Source organism: Cupriavidus sp. SW-Y-13, from assembly GCF_009793345.1.
Lineage (GTDB): Bacteria > Pseudomonadota > Gammaproteobacteria > Burkholderiales > Burkholderiaceae > Cupriavidus.
The window spans coordinates 196,583-215,446 of the sequence record NZ_WHLX01000002.1; the positions used below are offsets into that span (position 1 = coordinate 196,583).

The 18,864-nt window shown below is 61.8% G+C and carries 11 protein-coding genes; 4 read left to right on the forward strand and 7 right to left on the reverse strand.

The features are described from left to right. Positions 1 to 129 precede the first annotated feature (129 nt). Entirely contained in the window at positions 130 to 894 is a 765-nt protein-coding gene (locus GA566_RS16850) for an HAD family hydrolase (RefSeq protein WP_160473436.1), read from the forward strand. Positions 895 to 916: 22 nt separating this feature from the next. Here GA566_RS16850 and GA566_RS16855 read toward each other — a convergent pair whose 3' ends face one another. The 4 genes from GA566_RS16855 to GA566_RS16870 form a co-directional block, all read right to left on the reverse strand. Beyond that, on the reverse strand, positions 917 to 1,096 hold the full coding sequence (locus tag GA566_RS16855; RefSeq protein WP_137925601.1) for a hypothetical protein: 180 nt from the start codon (positions 1,094 to 1,096) through the stop codon (positions 917 to 919). 53 nt (positions 1,097 to 1,149) lie between these two features. Continuing rightward, the gene (locus GA566_RS16860) at positions 1,150 to 1,434 is read right to left on the reverse strand and encodes a hypothetical protein (protein ID WP_137925600.1); all 285 of its coding nucleotides are present in this window, start codon (positions 1,432 to 1,434) and stop codon (positions 1,150 to 1,152) included. Between the two features lie 78 nt (positions 1,435 to 1,512). Then, positions 1,513 to 2,763, reverse strand: a complete 1,251-nt coding sequence (locus GA566_RS16865; protein WP_160473437.1) for a serine hydrolase — start codon at positions 2,761 to 2,763, stop codon at positions 1,513 to 1,515. 54 nt (positions 2,764 to 2,817) lie between these two features. Next, on the reverse strand, positions 2,818 to 3,717 hold the full coding sequence (locus tag GA566_RS16870; protein ID WP_160473438.1) for a DMT family transporter: 900 nt from the start codon (positions 3,715 to 3,717) through the stop codon (positions 2,818 to 2,820). Positions 3,718 to 3,847: 130 nt separating this feature from the next. Here GA566_RS16870 and GA566_RS16875 point away from each other — a divergent pair, with 130 nt between their 5' ends. From GA566_RS16875 to GA566_RS16885, 3 genes are all read left to right on the forward strand, one after another. Next, on the forward strand, positions 3,848 to 4,285 hold the full coding sequence (locus GA566_RS16875) for an Lrp/AsnC family transcriptional regulator (protein ID WP_137925597.1): 438 nt from the start codon (positions 3,848 to 3,850) through the stop codon (positions 4,283 to 4,285). A gap of 130 nt (positions 4,286 to 4,415) precedes the next feature. Continuing rightward, positions 4,416 to 12,179 carry a hemagglutinin repeat-containing protein gene (locus GA566_RS16880; protein ID WP_255459583.1) on the forward strand — a complete coding sequence of 2,588 codons (7,764 nt, stop codon included), beginning with the start codon at positions 4,416 to 4,418 and terminating at the stop codon, positions 12,177 to 12,179. 330 nt (positions 12,180 to 12,509) lie between these two features. Further along, on the forward strand, positions 12,510 to 13,325 hold the full coding sequence (locus GA566_RS16885) for a hypothetical protein (RefSeq protein WP_160473440.1): 816 nt from the start codon (positions 12,510 to 12,512) through the stop codon (positions 13,323 to 13,325). A 1,694-nt stretch (positions 13,326 to 15,019) separates the two neighbouring features. On the opposite strand, the gene GA566_RS16890 is transcribed toward GA566_RS16885, so the two are convergent. The 3 genes from GA566_RS16890 to GA566_RS16900 are packed head-to-tail and all read right to left on the reverse strand — an operon-like array spanning position 15,020 to position 18,839. After that, positions 15,020 to 15,607, reverse strand: coding sequence for a glycerol-3-phosphate responsive antiterminator (locus GA566_RS16890; protein WP_160473441.1), 588 nt, complete (start codon positions 15,605 to 15,607; stop codon positions 15,020 to 15,022). Between the two features lie 2 nt (positions 15,608 to 15,609). After that, positions 15,610 to 17,163 carry an FAD-binding oxidoreductase gene (locus GA566_RS16895; RefSeq protein ID WP_160473442.1) on the reverse strand — a complete coding sequence of 518 codons (1,554 nt, stop codon included), beginning with the start codon at positions 17,161 to 17,163 and terminating at the stop codon, positions 15,610 to 15,612. After that, positions 17,160 to 18,839 (reverse strand): glycerol-3-phosphate dehydrogenase/oxidase, encoded by a 1,680-nt coding sequence (locus tag GA566_RS16900; RefSeq protein WP_160473443.1) that lies wholly within the window; start codon positions 18,837 to 18,839, stop codon positions 17,160 to 17,162. The genes GA566_RS16895 and GA566_RS16900 overlap by 4 nt, the downstream gene beginning before the upstream one ends. Positions 18,840 to 18,864: the final 25 nt, after the last annotated feature.

The window sequence follows — 18,864 nt, forward strand, 5'->3', positions numbered from 1 at the left end:
TGTGCGCTACGGTACTGCCGGGACGCTTACCGCGCGGTAAGCCGATACAAGCCTAGTCGATCAGAATCGTCGCTGCCAAAGGAAGTGGTAAATTCGGCGGGCTTTCCCTGACATGCGCTCCCTCTCCTCATGACTTCCTTCGCCAGCATCGCGGCCATTTCCTTGGACCTTGACGACACCCTGTGGCCCTTCGGCCCGGCGGTGATCCGTGCCGAGCAAACCTTGCATGAATGGCTGCTGGCACAGGCGCCGCGCACCTCGACGCTGCTGACCTCGCCGCAGGTGCTGGGCGCCTTGCGAACGAAGTTCGAGGCATCGCGGCCCGATCTGTCGCACAACTTGCGCGAGCTACGGCTGGGTTCGATCCGGATGGCGCTGGAGATGTCTGAGGAAGATCCGGCACTGGCCGAGTCTGCCTACGACGCGTTCTTTGCTGCGCGGCAGCGTGTGGATTTCTTCGAGGATGCGTTTCCGGCGCTGGAATGGCTAAGCGCCCGATATCCGCTGGTGGCACTGTCGAATGGCAATGCCAGCCTCAAGGTCACGGGCGGGCATCATTTCTTCAAGGCGGCGTTGAATCCGGAAAGCACGGGATTGGCGAAGCCCGATGCCGCGATCTTCCGCGCTGCAGCAGACGCAGTGGGATGCCGGCCGGAGCAGATGCTTCACGTCGGTGACGATGCGGATCTGGATATCGTCGGGGCGCTGGCGGCAGGTTGCCACGCAGCGTGGCTGGTGCGTGGGGATTCGGTGGGGGGTGTTGACACTGCGCCGGCGTGGACACGCGGCGGCAGCGCGCCGCATCTGGTGGTGCGCGATCTTTACGCGCTGTGCCGGGCCATCGATCCGGCCTGCCCGGTGGCAAAGCAGATGCCGGCCGCCGCGTTCGCGTAAGCGCGGGCGGCCGATTCCGGCGTTATTCGCCAGTTTTCTCCGGCGGCACGGCTTTGCCGAGCAGCTTGCCAAGCAGGCCATTCTTGCTGGCCGCCTGCTGGCGTTGATTTTTCGGTGCCGATCCGGCCCGGTTGGCCCCGGCCTGCTTGAGGCTGTTGTTGATCTTGAGGCCCTTGTTCTTCTCGAGGTCGGTTTTCTTCACGGACGTCGTTCCATTGAGTTAAGGGCGGGATTGTACGCGGATCGGTCGGGCAATCAGTTGCCTTCCCGCGAGTCGCCCTTGATTGCCTGCTTTGTGGCGTAATAGCCGCGCTTGGTGGTGTCCTTCACGGCATGGCCGGCAGCCTTTGCGCCATGCCCCACCGCACGCGCCGCCTCGGCAAACGCGTGCCCGGTCTTGCGGCCCGCTTCCTTCACGTCTGCCTTGAAGTTGTTCTTGAATTCGCGGGCATCCTCGCCCACGGTGGCGTGCGCCAGCGGCGTCGCCAGCGCTATCGACATGACGACGATGGCCGTGCGAAAAGTGATGCGGAATGTCATGAGCAGGAATCGATGTGGTGGGGGCCGGTGGCTATTCTACTTCTCCTGCGCACCGGCCTCTTTCCACGATCCGCGCGATCAGCGCGATAACGCACCGCATTCCGTGATCGCACTGTAGACGAGCGTTCGCAACTGCCGCCGCACCGGATAGGCCGATGAGGGCAGCAACTGTGTCAGGAACAATCCGATCAGGTCTTCTTTCGGATCGACCCAGAAGAACGTGCTGGCCGCACCGCCCCAGAAGAAATCGCCAGCGCTGCCAGGAATCATCGTGCTGACCGGGTTGATCGTTGTCGCGAACCCGAGGCCGAAGCCCACGCCTTCATAAGTGGCCTCGCTGAACATCGAGCGCGACAGGCGCGGCAGGTCCACGCCGCCGGGCAGATGGTTCGATGTCATCAACGCAAGCGTCTTCGGTCCCAGCAACCGCACGCCATCGAGTTCGCCGTCGTTCAGCAGCATCCGTGCAAAACGCATGTAGTCTGCAGCGGTGGATACCAGTCCGCCGCCACCGGACAGGAAGCCGGGCGGTTGCAGATAGGGGCTGGCCTGCGGATCGTCCTGCAGCATCGGGCCACGCGGCGAGATCACCTTCGACCCCAGCGCGCCGATCGCATAGCACGCGCAGAAACGGTCGGCCTTGTGTTCGGGCACATGAAAGCCCGTATCGACCATGCCGAGCGGATCGAAGATGCGCTGCTTCAGGAAGACATCGAAGGGCATGCCGCTGATCTTGCCCACGAGATAGCCGAGCACATCGGTGGCCACCGAGTAGTTCCACGCTTCGCCGGGCGAGAACTCCAGCGGCACGGTGGCCAGCTTCTCGATCATGTCGTCGAGCGTGCCGGCCGTGGCCAGTTCGCCCAGCTTGAGCTTGCGATACGCGGCATCGACATTGCTGTTCTGCTGGAAGCCGTAGGTCAGGCCCGAGGTGTGGCGCAGCAGATCGATGACCAGCATCGGTCGAGCAGGCGGACGCGTCTGGAAACTCTCCATGAAGCCGCCCGCGAAAACGCCGAGGTTGGCCCATTCAGGGATGTACTTGCTGACGGGGTCATCGAGTGCGATCCGGCATTCCTCCACCAGCATCATGATGGCCACCGACGTAATCGGCTTGGTCATCGAGTAGATGCGGAAGATGGAGTCCTCGGCCAGTGGCACTTGCCGCTCGCGGTCGGCCATGCCGAGCACGGTGTTCAGTGCGAGTTCTCCGCGCCGCCAGACCTGCACCAGTGCGCCGGGCAGCTTGCCGGGCGCAACATACTGCTCGTCGAGAAACTTTTCGATCCGGCCTAGCCGTTCCCGGGACATTCCCTGCGTGTCATGCATCGTCGTGCGTCTCCGCTTTATCTACGCTGTCAGCGTACCCGGCCGGAGCAGCATTCATGCGGAGGGTTTGCGTTCCCGCCATGCCAGCAGCCCTGACCATCCGAGTGTCATGCCGGCGGCGGCCAGCAGGATCAGCACCGCGCCGCCAATCTGCGACGCCAGCAACTGATGTCCGAATGCAAGCCGATCCACCAGAATAGCCACGACAGGATAAATGAAGGACAGGGCGCCTGTCAGGTGGGTCGGAAGTTTCTGAATCGCGCCATAGAGCAGGATGTACATCAGGCCCGTATGGATGAACCCCATCGTCGCCAGCGTGGCCCACGGCAACGTTCCGACAGGCAGTTCGGCCTGCAGTGCCATCGGCAGCAGCATCACGGTGCCTACCAGCACATGGATCATGGCGATCAGGTGCGGCGCCACGCCCTTCAACTGCTTGGCGATCAGCGCGGCCAGCGCGTAGCAGAATGCCGCGCCAAGCGCCAAGGCAATGCCCGTCAGGTAGTTGCCGTGCGAAGGTCCACTGTGCGGCTTGCCTTGCACGATCAGCAGCATGCCAGCGAATGCCAGCAGCAGCCACACCACCTTGGCCACGGTGATGCGCTCTCCCAGGAACAGCGCGCCGAGCGCCACGAGCATGAACGGTTGCGTGTTGTAGACCGCGGTGGCAATCGAAATCGATGCGCCTTCATAGGCCGAGAACAGCAGCAGCCAGTTGGCGACAATCGCCACGCCGCCCGCAACGGCCAGCAGCACCTGGCGCAGGGAGATGCTGCCGGGCTTTAGATATCCACGCGCGAAGCAGACCGGCACCAGCACCAGCGCGCCGAACGCGCAGCGCCAGAACACCACCTGCGTGACCGGGCGACCAGAGATCACCACGAGCCAGCCGATGGTGCCCGATATCACCATGGCCGCCGCCATTTCCAGCATGCCCCGCGTGCGGTCTTCCATGACCTGTCTCCAGCAATGTTCCTGAAACGAGGGTTGCAGTTTAAGACTGGCTGCCTACAATGCACAGGCGAAAAAGCAGGTGAATGGCGGTTTCCGCCGTTCTTTGACAGGCAAAACCGGAAAAATACCGATGTCACTCGACGATCTCGACCGTCGCATCCTGGCGCTGCTGCAGCATGACGGCCGCATGCCGATCAAGGCACTGGCCGAACAGATCGGACTGTCGGCGCCCGGCACCTCGGAACGGTTGAAGCGGCTGGAGGATCGCGGCGTGATCCGTGGCTTCACCGTGGACGTGGAGCCGCGCACGCTCGGTTTCTCGATGCAGGCCATTGTGCGCATCCGCCCATTGCCGGGCAAGTTGCAGGCTGTGCAGAAATTGATCGAAGGGATTCCCGAGTTTGCCGAGTGCGACAAGGTGACCGGCGACGACTGCTTTTTCGGCAGACTCTACCTGCGATCCATCGAACACCTGGACCACATCCTCGATCAGGTCACGGAGCTGGCCGAAACCAGCTCGTCCATCGTCAAGTCGCAGCCAGTGAAGCGGCGATTGCCGCCGCTGTAGGGGCGTCGTTAAGCCGCAGAAAATTTGAATCCATGGATCGATTCACCAAGGCTTGATCCTCCTTAAGATCTGAAGGTGAACCCCACGGTTACAGTCCGCGCCATCCCGCACTACGCGCATGGCCGAACTGATGAACCGCAGTTGTTACCGTCTCGTCTTCAACCCGCATCGCGGCATGCTCATGGCCGTCGAGGAGTCTGCTGCGAGCCGGGGGAAAGGTCCGAATGGAGGTCGGAAGGCGACAACCGGAAATGCCAGGACAGACACCGTGCGCTTCGCCCTGCCGACGCTGGTGCTTGCGGCGTGGATAGCGGTGGGTTTGCCGGTCAACGGCTGGGCCCAGGTGGTGGCGGACCCGAACGCGGGCGCGCATCGTCCCACCATCGGCCAGACCGCGAATAGGCTGTCGCAGGTGGATATCACGCGGCCTTCGCGTGCGGGAGTTTCGACGAATGCCTACACGCGCTTCGACGTGCCCCACGCGGGTGTCATCCTCAATAACTCGCCGACCGCGATCGCAACGCAGCAGGCCGGGTACATCAACGGCAACCCCAACCTGCTGCCTGGTGGCTCGGCGCGCATTATCGTCAATCAGGTCACCAGCGCGCTGCCGAGCCAGTTGAAGGGCTATCTCGAAGTGGCCGGGCCGCGTGCCGAAGTGATTGTGGCCAATCCGAACGGCATCTTCGTCGATGGCGCCGGCTTCATCAACACCAGCCGCGCCACGCTCACCACGGGCACACCGATGTACGGCGGTAGTGGCAGCCTGGATGCCTTCCGGGTGAACGGTGGTCAGATCACGATTCAAGGTAAGGGACTGAATGCCGCAAACGTCGATCAGATCGATCTGATTGCGCGTGAGGTGAAAGCCAATGCTGCGTTGTATGCCAATCGACTCAATGTGATCGCCGGGGCCAACGAGGTCAACCATGACACGCTGGCCGCTACGCCAATCGCCAGCGCCAGCCCGGCCCCGGCTTTCGGCATCGACGTGGCCCAGCTTGGCGGCATGTACGCCAACAAGATCATGCTGGCCTCCACCGAGCGCGGTGTGGGGGTGTCGCTGGCGGGTGTGATGGCCGCGCAGATGGGCGATATGACGCTGAGGTCGGACGGCAAGCTCGTCATGTCCGGGCAGAGCAGTGCGAGCGGTAACCTTGGCATCTCTGCCCGGGGCGGCATCTCTCATCGGGGCACGACCTATGCGCGGGGCGCCGTCGACCTACGCACCGATGACACGCTCAAGCACAGCGGGATGCTGGCGGCGCAGCAATCGCTGGGCATCAAAGCTGGCGATATCGCGTCGACCGGTACGCTCGCGGCCGGCATCGACGCAGACGGTGCGACGGGCAAGGCAGCAGACCTGACGATCAAGGCAAGCGGTGCCCTCGCCGCGACAGGCCGGAACATTGCGAGCGGCAATGCCACGCTCCACGGCGCCGGCGTGAACCTGGCGGGGAGCCAGACCACCGCACGCGGCAATCTGGATATTTCCGCCAAGACTGGAGATCTGGACCTGCGGGGCGCGTCGACCACCGCAGGCGCTGCGTTGACGGTTTCGGCAGCCGGCGCGCTCGACAATCGCGGCGGAACGCTCTACGGCCAGCGCGTCACCATCGATCAGGTAGGGGCGACGCTCGACAACTCGGGCGGCCGGATACTGGGTGGCCAGGACATCGACATCAAGGTGGCGTCGATGTGGAACCTGGGCGGTGACGTCGAGGCGAATCGGGACGTTACGGTATCGGGTGCCGTATCGGGCAGCGGATCGATGATCGCGGGCCGCAACCTGAGACTGACGGTCGACGGCGACTACACCAACGACGCGAAGAACCGGCTCGGTGCCAACGGCGACATGCGAATATCGGCCAGCGGCACACTAAGCAACACCGGCGCCCTGGCCGCCAAGGGTGCGCTGACGGTCGCCGGCAAGCACGTGGTCAATGCAGCGGTGGGAAAGATCAATGCATCGAGCACCTCGGTCACTGCCGACACCAGTGTTTCGAACGCGGGGCGCATCGAAGGCACCACAGTCAAGGTCAACGCCCCGACCATCGACAACACAGGCACCGTGATTGGCGAGGACGTCACGGTGCAAGGCACTGACATCACCAACGATGGCACATCGGCATTGATGGCAGCAGTTCGGGACTTGAAGCTGTACGCCACCAGCTCTGTGCGCAATCTCGATGGCGCCACGCTCTACAGCGCAGGAAACCTGCAGATCGCCCGCGATGGCACGCGCGACGCCACCACGGGATTGCTCACCGAGCAGACGAATGTGCTCATCAATCGCTCCGCGGCAATCGAGGCCGAGGGTGACATCGACATCGCAGCGAAGGACGTCCGCAATACACGCACGCGCATCGTGACCGAAGCGGGTACGCCAGTGCAGACAGCCGTGCAGACGCTCAAGCTCTGGCAGGCGGGTCTGTCAGGCAGGGCGTTGAACTATCACGCCAGCATCACGTTTCCTGGCTGGAAATGGGGCACGGAGAATGCGTCAATCAGCGCGGACCAGGCCAATGCGTTGCGTGCGCCGATCACGGTGACGGTGAACAAGTCCACGGTCACCAAACTCGACACGGACAAGAAGACGCTGTCCTTCACGGATTCGCCAATCGAGGAATTTTTCTCCGTAGGCTTCGGGACCAACTGCGATGCCGAAACCGGCATCTGTTCGCGCCCGATCGCCACGCGCGCGACGCAGTATTACGAGGCGATCCTCGACAACGGCGACACCTACAGCATCACCTTCTGGCCCGATTGGGACCCGAACATCCATATTCGACCGGACGATGTCCGCCTCGCCAACTTCGGTACCGACCACACCGAGGTCTCGCGCGCCACCATCACGACGACTGCGACAGACCGGCTCATCAGCGCCACCGAAGCCGCGAAGATCCAGGCTGGCGGCAACATCCGCATCAACAGCGAGGGCGGCAGCATCTTCAACCAGTCATCGACCATGGCAGGGGGCGCGAACCTCGTGCGTGTTGCCGGGAAGGTCGAGGATGTCGGCACGGTGTTGCAGCAGAGAGTGACCACGCAGGACACCTCGACGTTTGTCTGGCACCGACGTACCGGGCCTGGCACGAAGCAACAGGTCGTTGCCTACCCCAGCGCACCGCAAGCCCCGACTACCGTCGCCGCGCTGGCCGCCATCGCCACGGCGAATCAGGCAGTCAAGACCAGCGCGCGGAAGGTCTCCGTAAAGTCGGTGGATACCGTGGGGGCAACGCTGACAGGAAGCGGGATGTCGCGCGGCGGCAAAGGCGGCACGGGATTGACCGCCGATACCTTGCCCGGACAGCCCCTCGCCGGTGGCATTCCAAACCTGACTCTGCCGACCAACGGGCTGTACACGATTCGTTCGGCGCCGGGCGACACCTACCTCGTCGCCACGGACCCGCGCTTCACGCAATACTCGCGATTCCTCTCCAGCGACTACATGCTTGGAGCCTTGGGCATCGATCCGCAGATGACGCAGAAGCGTCTTGGCGATGGCTTCTACGAGCAGAAGCTGGTCCGCGACCAGATCACCCAACTGACGGGCAGGACGTTCCTCGCCGGGCACACCAGTCAGGTGGACGAATACCAGGCACTGATGAGCCAGGGGGTAGCCGTCGCCAGCGCCTTCGGCCTGATGCCCGGTATCGGACTGACTGCCGAGCAGATGCGCCAACTCACGACAGATATCGTGTGGATGGTGTCGCAGGACGTCACCCTGCCCGATGGCTCCACGCAATCGGTGCTGGTGCCAAAGGTCTATCTTGCGCACGGCAATGGTATCGACCTGAACAGCACGGGCGCGCTGGTCGCCGGCAAGAGCGTGGAGATTCAGGCAACGGACAATGTCGCGAACAGCGGCGCCATCGTTGGCGATAAGTCCACGAAGGTGATCGGCAACAACATCGTCAATCGTGGGCGGATCGGTGGCACGGGTACGACGGTGGTGGCGGCGCAGGAGGATGTGCGCAACCTGGGCGGCCGGATCACCGGCACCGATACGCTGGTATCGGCCGGACGCGATGTCATCAATGCGGCGCAGACGATCACGAACACGACGACACTGGCCAACGGCAACAGCGCAAGCGCCACGGGCGTGGGTGCCATTGGCACGATCTCGGCCACCAACAACGTTGCCGTGCTGGCCGGGCGCGACATCGGCATGGCGGGCGGTAACGTAAGCGCCGGCAACGACGCCCTGCTCGGCGCAGGCCGTGACCTCGACCTCGGCACGGCCGCCACGGGCACCACGCAGGATGCCACCGCGCATGGCGGTCGCGATTACCTGCGTGAACAGACCACCCGTGGCGTCGGCAGCCGTGTGCAGGCGGGCGGCAGTGTCACGGCGGTAGCCGGGCGCGATGCCACACTGACCGGCTCGGCTATCCAGGCAGGCAGCGACGCCATGCTGCTGGCGGGACGCAGCGCCACGGTCACCGCATCGCTCGATACGCAGACGCGCGATGCAGGATCCTCGAGCAACAAGCGATCGCAATTCACGCAATCGTCCTATGACGAAGCCGCGCGAGGCAGTTCGGTGCAGGCTGGTAACAACGCCACGCTGGGCGCCGGGCAGGCTGCAGCGGCGGCTATCCTCGAAGCCAATGGCATCGCTGCCGTACCGGCCGAGGCGAGCGGCACTGGCAACCTCGCCGTGCTCGCCTCCTCCGTCACTACCGGCACCGCTACGGCCAAAGGTGGCGCGGTGGCACTGGTAGCCACGGGTGATGTGACCATTGGCACGGTTGCCGAGCAGCACACATCCGATGGCTGGTCGCAATCGAAGACATCCGGATTCCTGTCGAAGAAGGAGACGACCACGATCACCCGTTCGCGCGACACCGTGGCGGTGGGCTCGGTGATATCGGGCGATACCGTATTGGGCAGCGCCGGACGCGATCTGGCGGTCAGCGGATCGACGGTGGCGGGCACTCAGGACGTGGGACTCGAAGCCGGCCGCAACCTGACGATCGGTGCGGCGGAGAACACCAGCGAAAGCCACAGTTACTCACGCACGACAGCCAGGGGCTTCGGCGCCACGGGTGGCGGCCTCTCCTACGGCTCGCGTGACCAGAAGGACACGATCAACGACAACGCCGTCACGCAGACCGGCAGCCTCGTCGGCAGTACCGATGGCAATGTCAGCCTGAAGGCCGGGAGCACGCTACGCGTGACAGGCAGCCAGTTGATCGCCGCGAAGGATCTGACAGGCGTGGGCGCCGATGTGGCGATCGAAGCCGCCAAGGGCCGCGCGCATCACGACGAAACCCACGAGATCAAGCAGACCGGCCTGACGCTGGGGGTTAGCGGCGGCGCGCTCGGCTCGGCAATCAATGCGGGCCAGAAAGTCAGCTCGGCGACCAAGAGCCAGGATGGCCGGGCGTCGGCGCTGTGGGGTATCGCAGCAGGTCGCGACGCCTATGACGCGGCCAAGGGCGCTGGCGATGCCATGAAGAGCCTGGCTGGCGGCTCAGGACCGCTCGGCACCGCCGTGACCCTGTCGCTGGGCAGCAGCAAGAGCAAGAACACGCTCACGCAGGACAACACCTCGCACACGGGATCGAAGGTGCAGGCTGGCGGCAAGGCGGTCTTCATCGCCACGGGTCAGGATGCCAATGGCAACAAGACAGCCGGGAACTTGGACATCGTCGGCTCCAGTATTGCGGCCACGCGGGTGGGACTGGCGGGCCAGGGCAAGGTCAATATCGTCTCTGCGACCGATACCTACGAGACCCACACCACGAACAAGTCGAGCAGCGGCAGCATCGGCATGTCCTACAGCGCGCAGGGCTTCGGCGTGTCGGCGTCAGGGTCGACGAACAAGGGCAACAGCGACACCAGTGGCGCGACGCAACTCAATAGCCGCATCACGGGCAGCGAATCGGTGTCGATCGTCTCGGGTGGCGACACCAATATCCTCGGTGGCGTGGTCAGCGGCCGCAAGGTGTCGGCCGATATCGGCGGCCACCTCAACCTCGCCAGCTACCAAGACACCGAGCAATCCCGCGCCCGCCAGACCAGCGCGGGCGGTGGTCTGAGCTTCAGTCAAGGCGGCGGCCTGAGCGGCTCGCTCTCGGCATCGACGGGCAAGGCCAACGGCAACTTCGCCAACGTGGCCGAGCAATCCGGCATCTATGCAGGCGACGGCGGGTTCGACTTGAACGTCAAAGGCAACACCGACCTCCAGGGCGCCCTCATCGCCAGCACGGCCACGAAGGACAAGAACTCGCTGAAGACGGGCACCCTGAGCTGGGACGATATCGAGAACAGATCGGACTACAAGGGCACGTCGTTCGGCGTGGCCGGTGGCTTCACCTTCGGCCCCAAGGTCAAGGACGAGAAGACCGGCCAGACCTCGGGCAAGAACACCGGCGGCGTGAGTCCCATGATCCCGCAGCACAAAAGCGGCCGCCAACGCGGCACGGCGCAGTCCGGCATTGCGGAGGGCACGATCCACATCACTGACGACGCCAACCAGAAGCAGGACGTAGCCACCCTGAATCGCGATACGACTGATACCAATTCGACCGTTCGCAAAGGCCCCGACCTCAACAACTTGCTGAACAAGCAAGCGGACACGATGGCTGCGGCGCAGGCGGCTGGCGAGGCTGTGGCGAAGTCGGTGGGGGATATTGCCAGCAGCAAGCTCAAGGATGCAGCGATAGCCCAGAGCAAGGCAGAGAAAGCGTTCGACGCCGACCCCAGCGAAGACAATCGCGCCAACTTGGCAAAGGCCACCGCGGATGTCGAAGGTTGGAAGGACGGCGGCGAGTATCGCGCTGCCTTGCACGCGGCCGGTGGCGCAATGATTGCGGGGCTGGGCGGTGCAAATGTGATTGCTGGCGCGGTCGGTGCCGGGGCGTCATCGCTGGCGGCTGGGAAACTGGCTGAATTGGGCAGTGCGGTGTCGGGAAGCGTTGGCAGTGGGAATGCCAACCTCGACGAAGCGATTGGGAACCTTGCGGCGAATATCGTGGCTGGGGGGATTGGGGCGGCTGTAGGTGGTGGGGCTGGAGCGGCTACCGGGGCGAATGTGGATCGGTTTAATCGGCAGTTGCATCCGGAAGATAAAGCAACGGCCCGACGAATTGCCGAGAAAGCGGCAGCCGACGGTATCACCAAACCCGATGGCTCGCCAATTTCGGTTGCTCAGATTGAGGAAACCATGCGGTCTGGAAGTTATCGCGGTGAGAGCGCCGGCACAATCATTGCCAAGGATGATCCGAATGCCATTTATGACTCGGGCGCGAAGTTTTCCCAGATTGGCGACGGTCCTATGATGATGCAGGTTACCTCTAAACCCAAACCTCATGTTGCGTCGCTGATTCAGTCGATGACTGGCGGCGACGATTCTCCTTATACCTGGGTCGGTATCCCATCTGGTAAGAGTAGTGGACCAATTTACTCGACAACAAATCCGTATGTAGGCGGTACTTGTGCTTCGGCAGAATGTGCAGCGGGATTGGGACAGCAAGGGAGAGGTCTACTGCCAGATTACATATCCGGAAGCACTTCTGCATTATCTGGAGTTGTAGGAACTTCAGTGAATCTCCATGACGGTACCGCCTATCTGCACGGAGGAGTTACACAGGCGAATCCCCGGTCAATATCGTTTAAACCGGGTCAATCCATAACCGTGGGATACATATTTGGCGCAAACAATGCTAAGGCAGTAAGCTCGTTTTTGACAGGCAGCGGCACCCAAGCTTTTCTTTCTGTTCCCACACCTTGGAATGTGAACGCAGTCGTCTCTGTTACGCACGCCTATGGAGGGCGCTCCGCACTTGAATTTGGAGTGTCACCACGATCAAAAATATCGTTCGGCGCCTCCCCATGGAGTCATTCTGCACCTCTGAATAAGCCACAAAATGCACAGGAGAAATAGCTATGATTGCCCCAGGAGGGCCAGATGAAGAAACATGGTCAAAAATGTCTAAAAAGTCCAAACGCAATTACTGGATAGTTAGTTTGATTTCTTGGTTAATTATTTTGATACTCGTCATCTACAAAATTACTTTGTCCTGACATCCAATCGCGGCATCTTCGATCTAAAAAGCCTTCGACACTACTCGAGCGACGAAAACCGCACCAACCTCGCAAAAGCGACATCCGGTGTCGATGGCTGGAAGGAAGGCGGCGAATTGCGGCGAATATCGTGGCTGGGGGAATTGGGGCTGCGGTGGGTGGTGGGTCCGGGGCGGCTACTGGGGCGAACGTGGATCGGTTTAATCGGCAGTTGCATCCGGACGAACGCAAATGGGCGAAGGACAACGCCAAGGAGTTTGCGGAGTTTTATGCGGAGAAGACTGGCAAGGAACTGACGGACGAACAGGCGCAGCGGATGTTGTTGGCTAGTGGATATCGCTTGGTCGATGACATGGCGAGCAAAGGGGTCGCTGGCGACAAATACGCCGTGGCATTTATCAGCGCGAATGCTGGGAGTCTATTCAGTGCGACGGCAGAGGAACGCCGCGATCCGGGGCCGCTTGGTGGGCCGTTGACGCCGGAGCAGAGGGCGATGCCGGCACACAATCCGAATCCTCAATTGGGTATGGCTGCCGGTGCAGGGCTTGGGCTTGTGGCGGTTGGCACTGTTGCGCCGGTCGTCGCTACTGGATGGGCGCTAGGGACGGCATATGACTACGGTAGCGATACTCTCAATTATTCCTCGGGGCTTAGCGATAGTCCACCCGATGTACGGAAGTCTGTTGGGGTTGGCGGAATATTTGCGGCATTTTCGCCAATGGGATTAACGATGACTCATTTTGGAAAAGGTATCGGGGCCAAAATAGTCGCTGGAACATACAACGCAGGACGAGCAGGCACTGCCTCCTTTGGCGCATCCTCCATATACAGCCCAGATCAAAATCCCGGATTGGCAGGAGGGCTCGGGTTCGGATCCGCCGCTCTAAGTCCTATCGTTCGCTACGCAGTTCCAGGGCGGGTTGGCATATTTGTAGACAGTGTCATCCAAATCACTCCTGGCTCTCTGCAAAAAATAATTGAGAATAGCCACAAGGAAACCAAATGAATTTACCTGATGAACGAAAAAATATATACCGGCGCCTCCTGGCTGGATACTTGGGGATCGCCCTCTTAATTCTGCTTGCTTTGGCTTTCTCATTAGCTCAGGGTGCCGGATGGAAGCCCCTAATTGGGGGGCTCCCCGCCTATGTGTCCCTATTTATAGTGGTCACCTATTACTTCATAAAAGATATTCGCAGACAACGGCGCAGAGAAAGAGGGGAACCAGAGCCTCCACCAAAGAAAAGCTATTGGGAACAAGATTGAGCAAGCCGCGGCAGCACGCTCGGCTCGGCGATCCATGCCGGCCAAAATGTCAGTTCCGCGAGCCTATTGGGTAGCCCCTGGTGGCATCAGTGCCGGTTTTATACCTTGGGCACGCTCGATACCAAGCGATCGAATCAATAAGTGAACGGGAGCAAATAACATGCGCGGACCCAGCTCAGATGAATGGGAAAAAATGTCGTCAGGTGAAAAAAATCCTATTACATTTTTATAATAACCGTTTCGGTAATTTTGATAGCGCTAGCGTTCAAGACTTTCTTGTAGTTATTTTCTATGTTTAATCTAGAGGGCGGCGCAAATCAGTTCGATGATTTTCAAAATATTTTGATTAAAATCATGTCCGGATCAACGCAGAATTCGATAGAAAATTTTGCAAATGGACAACAATAAATCATCCAGAAGATCCCTTCTGCGAAGGGCCATCGGCGCCTACCTCGCCCTCCTTGGCTTACCGGGAACGATCCTCGTATTTTCGTATGCGCAGGGTGCAGATTGGCTACCTGTATTAGTTGGTTTTCCCGTGATTCTGACAATTTTTGCGAGTACTGCCTATCAACCTATCAAAGAACTACGCGTCCACCGTCGTGCAGAACGTGGTGAGCCGGAGCCACCGCTCAAAAAAAAGCTATTGGGAGCAGGATTAAGTAAGTATCAGTGCGCGGATCGACGATAAATGTCGGAGGAGCATTGCAGACACCAACACGAATTGGTGAGGCTGGAATCAGCGAGCGATTATCGTAGTAGGGAGGGGCGCCAGCAAGATCGTGGCTCGGACGTACAGCGACGGGTTAGCAGGTGCAGCAGCATTTGGAAGCTCGGCCGTTTTTAGCCCGTCGCAAAATCCTGGCCTCTCAGCCGCTCTAGGATTCGGGGCGGCTGGCGGGGAAGCGTTGCTTCAGCACGTAGCTCCCGGGCATTCCGGCGTTCTTGTTAATGGTCCATCCAACTGACTCCAGGAGCTTTTCAAAAAATTATTGAAAATAAAAATAAGGGAAAAAATGAAGCCGCACGATGAGAGAGAACAGATTTACCGAAGAGTGCTTTACGCCGGAATCGCAATTTTGCTACTCATGGGATTAATTTTTTCACTTTATCACGACGCTGGATGGAAACCATTCATCTCGGTTTTCTTATATACGTAACATTTTTCATATTTGTAAATTATCACTTTGTCAGAGATATTCAAGCACTACGGCGAAAAGAAAGAGGAGAGCCAGAGCCTCCGCCAAGGAAAAGCTACTGGGAGCAAGATTGAACCCTTCCCCCACAAAAAAACCCCGCCGTCCGGCGGGTTTTTACATCCAGCAAACCAAAACCTCAACGCTTCCGCGACGGCTAATCAAGTCCCCCGCGTGCGTGCCGACGATGCCCCCGCCGATGCCGAGGTGGGTTTCACCAGCCCGCCAAAAAACACCCCTACTTCCCCTTCACCGCCTTCGCCTCCAAATCCCACAACTTCCGATCACTCGTGGAAATCGCCACAGCCCCATGAGCCAGGGCAGTGCGGATATCGTCCTGATTGCACACGAATCCCGACGTCACGATGGGTGGCAGTGCCTTGCGGTCGGCTTCTGGCAGATGCGACAGCATGGGCGCGGGCATCAACTGCACGAGGTTGGGGTCGCTCTGTTCCAGCGCCTTGACGCTGCGTGGCCATGTAGAGCGATCGGTGACAAAGACTTTCTGCATGGTCACCATGCCGGCGCGGTTGGCGCGCTGGATGGTGGCCACGCGGGTCGACACCAGGCTTGTGACCCCGATGTCGGCCAGGTACTCGACGCCGCCCTTGTCTTGCGACAGCCCTTCGCAGCTATCGATATTGACGATCACGTATTTGCCGGCCTTTGTCAGCGTGGCGATCACGGGCTGGAGCTTGCGCAGTTCCACGTTAGCCACGATGGCCACTTCGGCTTCGCTGCCGAGGATGGCTTCGACCTGTTCCACGCCGTAGAGCGTGGCGATAACGGGGTGGCGTGTGAGGCGGGCGCCGAGAGACCTGTCCATGTTTACTTCTTGCTTTCGTGGGCCAGCACGTCGGAGAGGCCGAGCTTGCCCGGATTGAGGATGTTCTGCGGATCGAGCGCGCGCTTGACGGCTTCCAGTACCGGGAATGCCGTGTCGAGCGAATCTGCCATGTACGGCGCGCGCAGCAGGCCAATGCCATGGTGGTGGCTCAGCGCGGCATTGTATTGGATCAGCACCGCGTTGGCGGCATCCCATGCGGCGCGATACCACTGTTGGCGATTTTCCACCGCCACGTCACCGCGCAGCGAGAAGTACAGGCAGGCGCCATCCACATAGGCATGCGACTGATGCGCGGAGCCGGCCAGCGTGCCCGGCACGGCATTGATCGCGGCCACCACGTCGGTGTAGATCGCGGCGAGATCGCTCCACGGGCCGGCCATTTCCAGCGTATCGGCCACGAAGCCGGGACTGCGCTTGAAGCCTTCGGCGCTCTTGCCGGTGAGGTAGCGCGTATCGAGCCAGCGTTCGAAAATGGCATCGCCGTCGAGCTTGTCGCCGAGTCCGGCGCAGACGCGCGTGCTGATCGCCATCACGGCATCGACCATTTCCTGTGCGCCTTCGTCGGCCACGAGCAGCACGTTGGTCTCGGGCAAACCGAACTGCACGCCGCTCTCCAGTTCGTCATAGAGACGCAGCGCCGCCGGATTGGCGCCTTGTTGCATGATCTGGCGGCACGCTTCCAGCCCGATGGCGAAGCTGCTGAAGCCGTAGGCGATGGCGCGGCCATAGTCCGGCAGGCGATGGAGCTTCAGCCGCACGCGCACGATCACGCCAAGCGTGCCTTCGGAGCCGACGAACATCTGCATCAGGTCAGGACCGAGCGCCGCACGCGGATAGCCGCCCACGGTGACCAGGCTGCCATCGGCCAGCACCACGTCCATGCCGACGATCATGTCTTCGATCTTGCCGTATCGCGTGGAGAGCTGCCCGGCACCACGGCAGGCCACCCAGCCACCCACGGTGCTGATGGCGTACGACGACGGCCAGTGGCCCATCGTCATGCCGTATTCGTGCTGGATGGTCTGCTCGAAGATGTCGCCGAACATGCCCGATTCCACTTCGACGATCTGGCTTTCTCGATCGAAGCCCAGCAGGCGGTTCAGTTCGCAGACGTCGAGCACGATGCCGCCGCGCACCGGCAGTGCGGCGCCGGTCACGTTGCTGCGGCCCGCCGATACGGTGACGGGAATCGCGCCGGCATGGGCGATGCGCATCACGGCCTGGATCTGCTCCACCGTTGATACGCGCACGATGGCGCCGCGCGGCGTGGCCGGCTTGCCGCCGGTCTCGGTCATCATCGAACCGGCCCACCAGTCGCGCGTCCAGTTCACCACGTCGCCGGTGCGGGTCAGCACTTCGTCGGCGGCGCCGCGCAGGGCATCGAGCGTGGCGGTGTCGATGGTCACGGCATCGCGCTGCAGCCCCGGCGCGTCCGGCGTCTGCGTGATGCTGGCCGCGAAGTGCGGGGGCGTGTGCTTGCCGACGACGTAGTTGCCGCGGTTGTAACCGCGCTTGATGGCTTCCTTGCTGATCATGCTGTCTCTCCCATAAGGACGGATTTTTCGAGGGCAACGGCGGCCAGGTAATCACTGACCTGCCGTGCCACGGCCTGCCCGGACAATCCGAGCTCGGCCTGGAGGATCTGCGCCACGCGTGGCGCGGCGACGGCGGATGCATCGCGCGCCATCAGGCGTGCGCGGATGCGTCGCGAGAGCACGTCATCGACGGTGCCAGCCAGTTCATGGCGCACCGCGTAGACGATCTCGGCTTCGGTGTGCGGCAGCCCTGCGACGATGGGCTTCGCGAGCGATGGGTCGGCCTGCAGGATGTCGCTGACAAAGCGGGCCTCGGTGCCGTAGCGTTCGCCCAGGTGCGCGGACATGCCGCCCGATGCCACGATGGCCTGTGGGTCGTAGCCGGCCGCGCCCAGCAGGTATGCGGACTTCGTGCGGCATTTGCCGCGCTTGCCGATGACTTTCTGCACGGCATCGATGGTCTGCTCGGCCATATGGCGCGAGGTGGTCAGCTTGCCGCCGACAATCGTTACCAGCCCGTCGTTGGCGACATGGATCTCGTGGTCGCGACGAATCTCCAGCGTCTTGCCGCCGGGCGGCGCCACAAGCGGCCGGCAACCGGCAATGCTGCCGACCACATCCTCGGGCTGCAGGTCGGTCTTGAGCGCCGAGCGCGCACCTTCGAGCAGGAAATCGAGTTCCTGCCGCGTGCACATGACGTTGTCGAGATCGCCGTCGTAGTCTTCGTCGGTGGTGCCGAGGTAGGACACATCGCCCCAGCGCGTGATGGTGGCGCGGCGGCTGCGGCCGGGCACGGGGATCGTCACCGTGCAGTCGTTGCGGATCTTGAGCCAGGGGATGGCCACGTGCACACCCTTGGCGGGGCGGATATGCAGCGTCTTGTCCTCGCCCTTGCGGCGGCCGGTCCAGTCGCGCAGCCACACGCCAGTGGCCATGATCACCGCGCCGGCGCGCACGCGGATTTCGCGGCCATCGGCGTGGACGATCGCGCCATCGACCTTGTCATGCGCGTTGCGCGTGATCTCCATCACCTGCGCGTGATTGGTCACTGCGGCACCGTGGAACGCTGCGGTGCGCGCGATGTCGAGCGTCAGCCGCGCATCGTCCACGCGTGCATCGAAATACAGGAAGCCGCCCTTCAGGTTGGCTTCGTTGAACGTGGGGCAGTGCGACAGCACTTCGGCCTTGGTCAGCTTCTGGTGCAGGATGCCTTCGCGCCAGCCGCCGGCCAGGTCGTAGGTCCACAGCAATCCTTCGAAAGCCTTGGCCAGGCGCTTGTCGAACACGCCGTCGCGCTCCATGACGGGGAACAGGAACGGCAGGCGCTGCACCAGATGTCGCGCGTTGCGGCGCAGGCGTTGGCGCTCCAGCAGTGAATGGCGCACGAGCCCCAGGTTGCCCTGTTCGATGTAACGCAGGCCGCCGTGGACCATCTTCGAGGATTTCGACGAGGTGCCCGAGGCGAAGTCGCTTTTCTCGACGAGTGCCACGCGGTATCCGCGCAAGCTGGCGTCGAGTGCGGCATAGGCGCCAGTGACGCCACCGCCGACGATGAGGATATCGAACGTCTCGCTGGCAAGCCGGTCGAGCTGTTCGGTGCGCACCAGCCGCAAGGGCTCGGTGCTGGTCATGGCGGCGCGTTCCCGATTGGCGCCGCGGGATGGCAGAACCATCATGTTGCTGAGGTCTCCAGATCGTATC

Excerpts from the sequence above, each read along its gene's own strand:
- GA566_RS16865 (WP_160473437.1), bottom strand. The coding sequence starts at position 2,763 with ATGCATGACACGCAGGGAATGTCCCGGGAACGGCTAGGCCGGATCGAA.
- GA566_RS16870 (WP_160473438.1), bottom strand. The coding sequence starts at position 3,717 with ATGGAAGACCGCACGCGGGGCATGCTGGAAATGGCGGCGGCCATGGTG.
- GA566_RS16900 (WP_160473443.1), bottom strand. The coding sequence starts at position 18,839 with ATGATGGTTCTGCCATCCCGCGGCGCCAATCGGGAACGCGCCGCCATG.
- GA566_RS16860 (WP_137925600.1), bottom strand. The coding sequence starts at position 1,434 with ATGACATTCCGCATCACTTTTCGCACGGCCATCGTCGTCATGTCGATA.
- GA566_RS16880 (WP_255459583.1), top strand. The coding sequence starts at position 4,416 with ATGAACCGCAGTTGTTACCGTCTCGTCTTCAACCCGCATCGCGGCATG.
- GA566_RS16850 (WP_160473436.1), top strand. The coding sequence starts at position 130 with ATGACTTCCTTCGCCAGCATCGCGGCCATTTCCTTGGACCTTGACGAC.
- GA566_RS16895 (WP_160473442.1), bottom strand. The coding sequence starts at position 17,163 with ATGATCAGCAAGGAAGCCATCAAGCGCGGTTACAACCGCGGCAACTAC.
- GA566_RS16890 (WP_160473441.1), bottom strand. The coding sequence starts at position 15,607 with ATGGACAGGTCTCTCGGCGCCCGCCTCACACGCCACCCCGTTATCGCC.
- GA566_RS16875 (WP_137925597.1), top strand. The coding sequence starts at position 3,848 with ATGTCACTCGACGATCTCGACCGTCGCATCCTGGCGCTGCTGCAGCAT.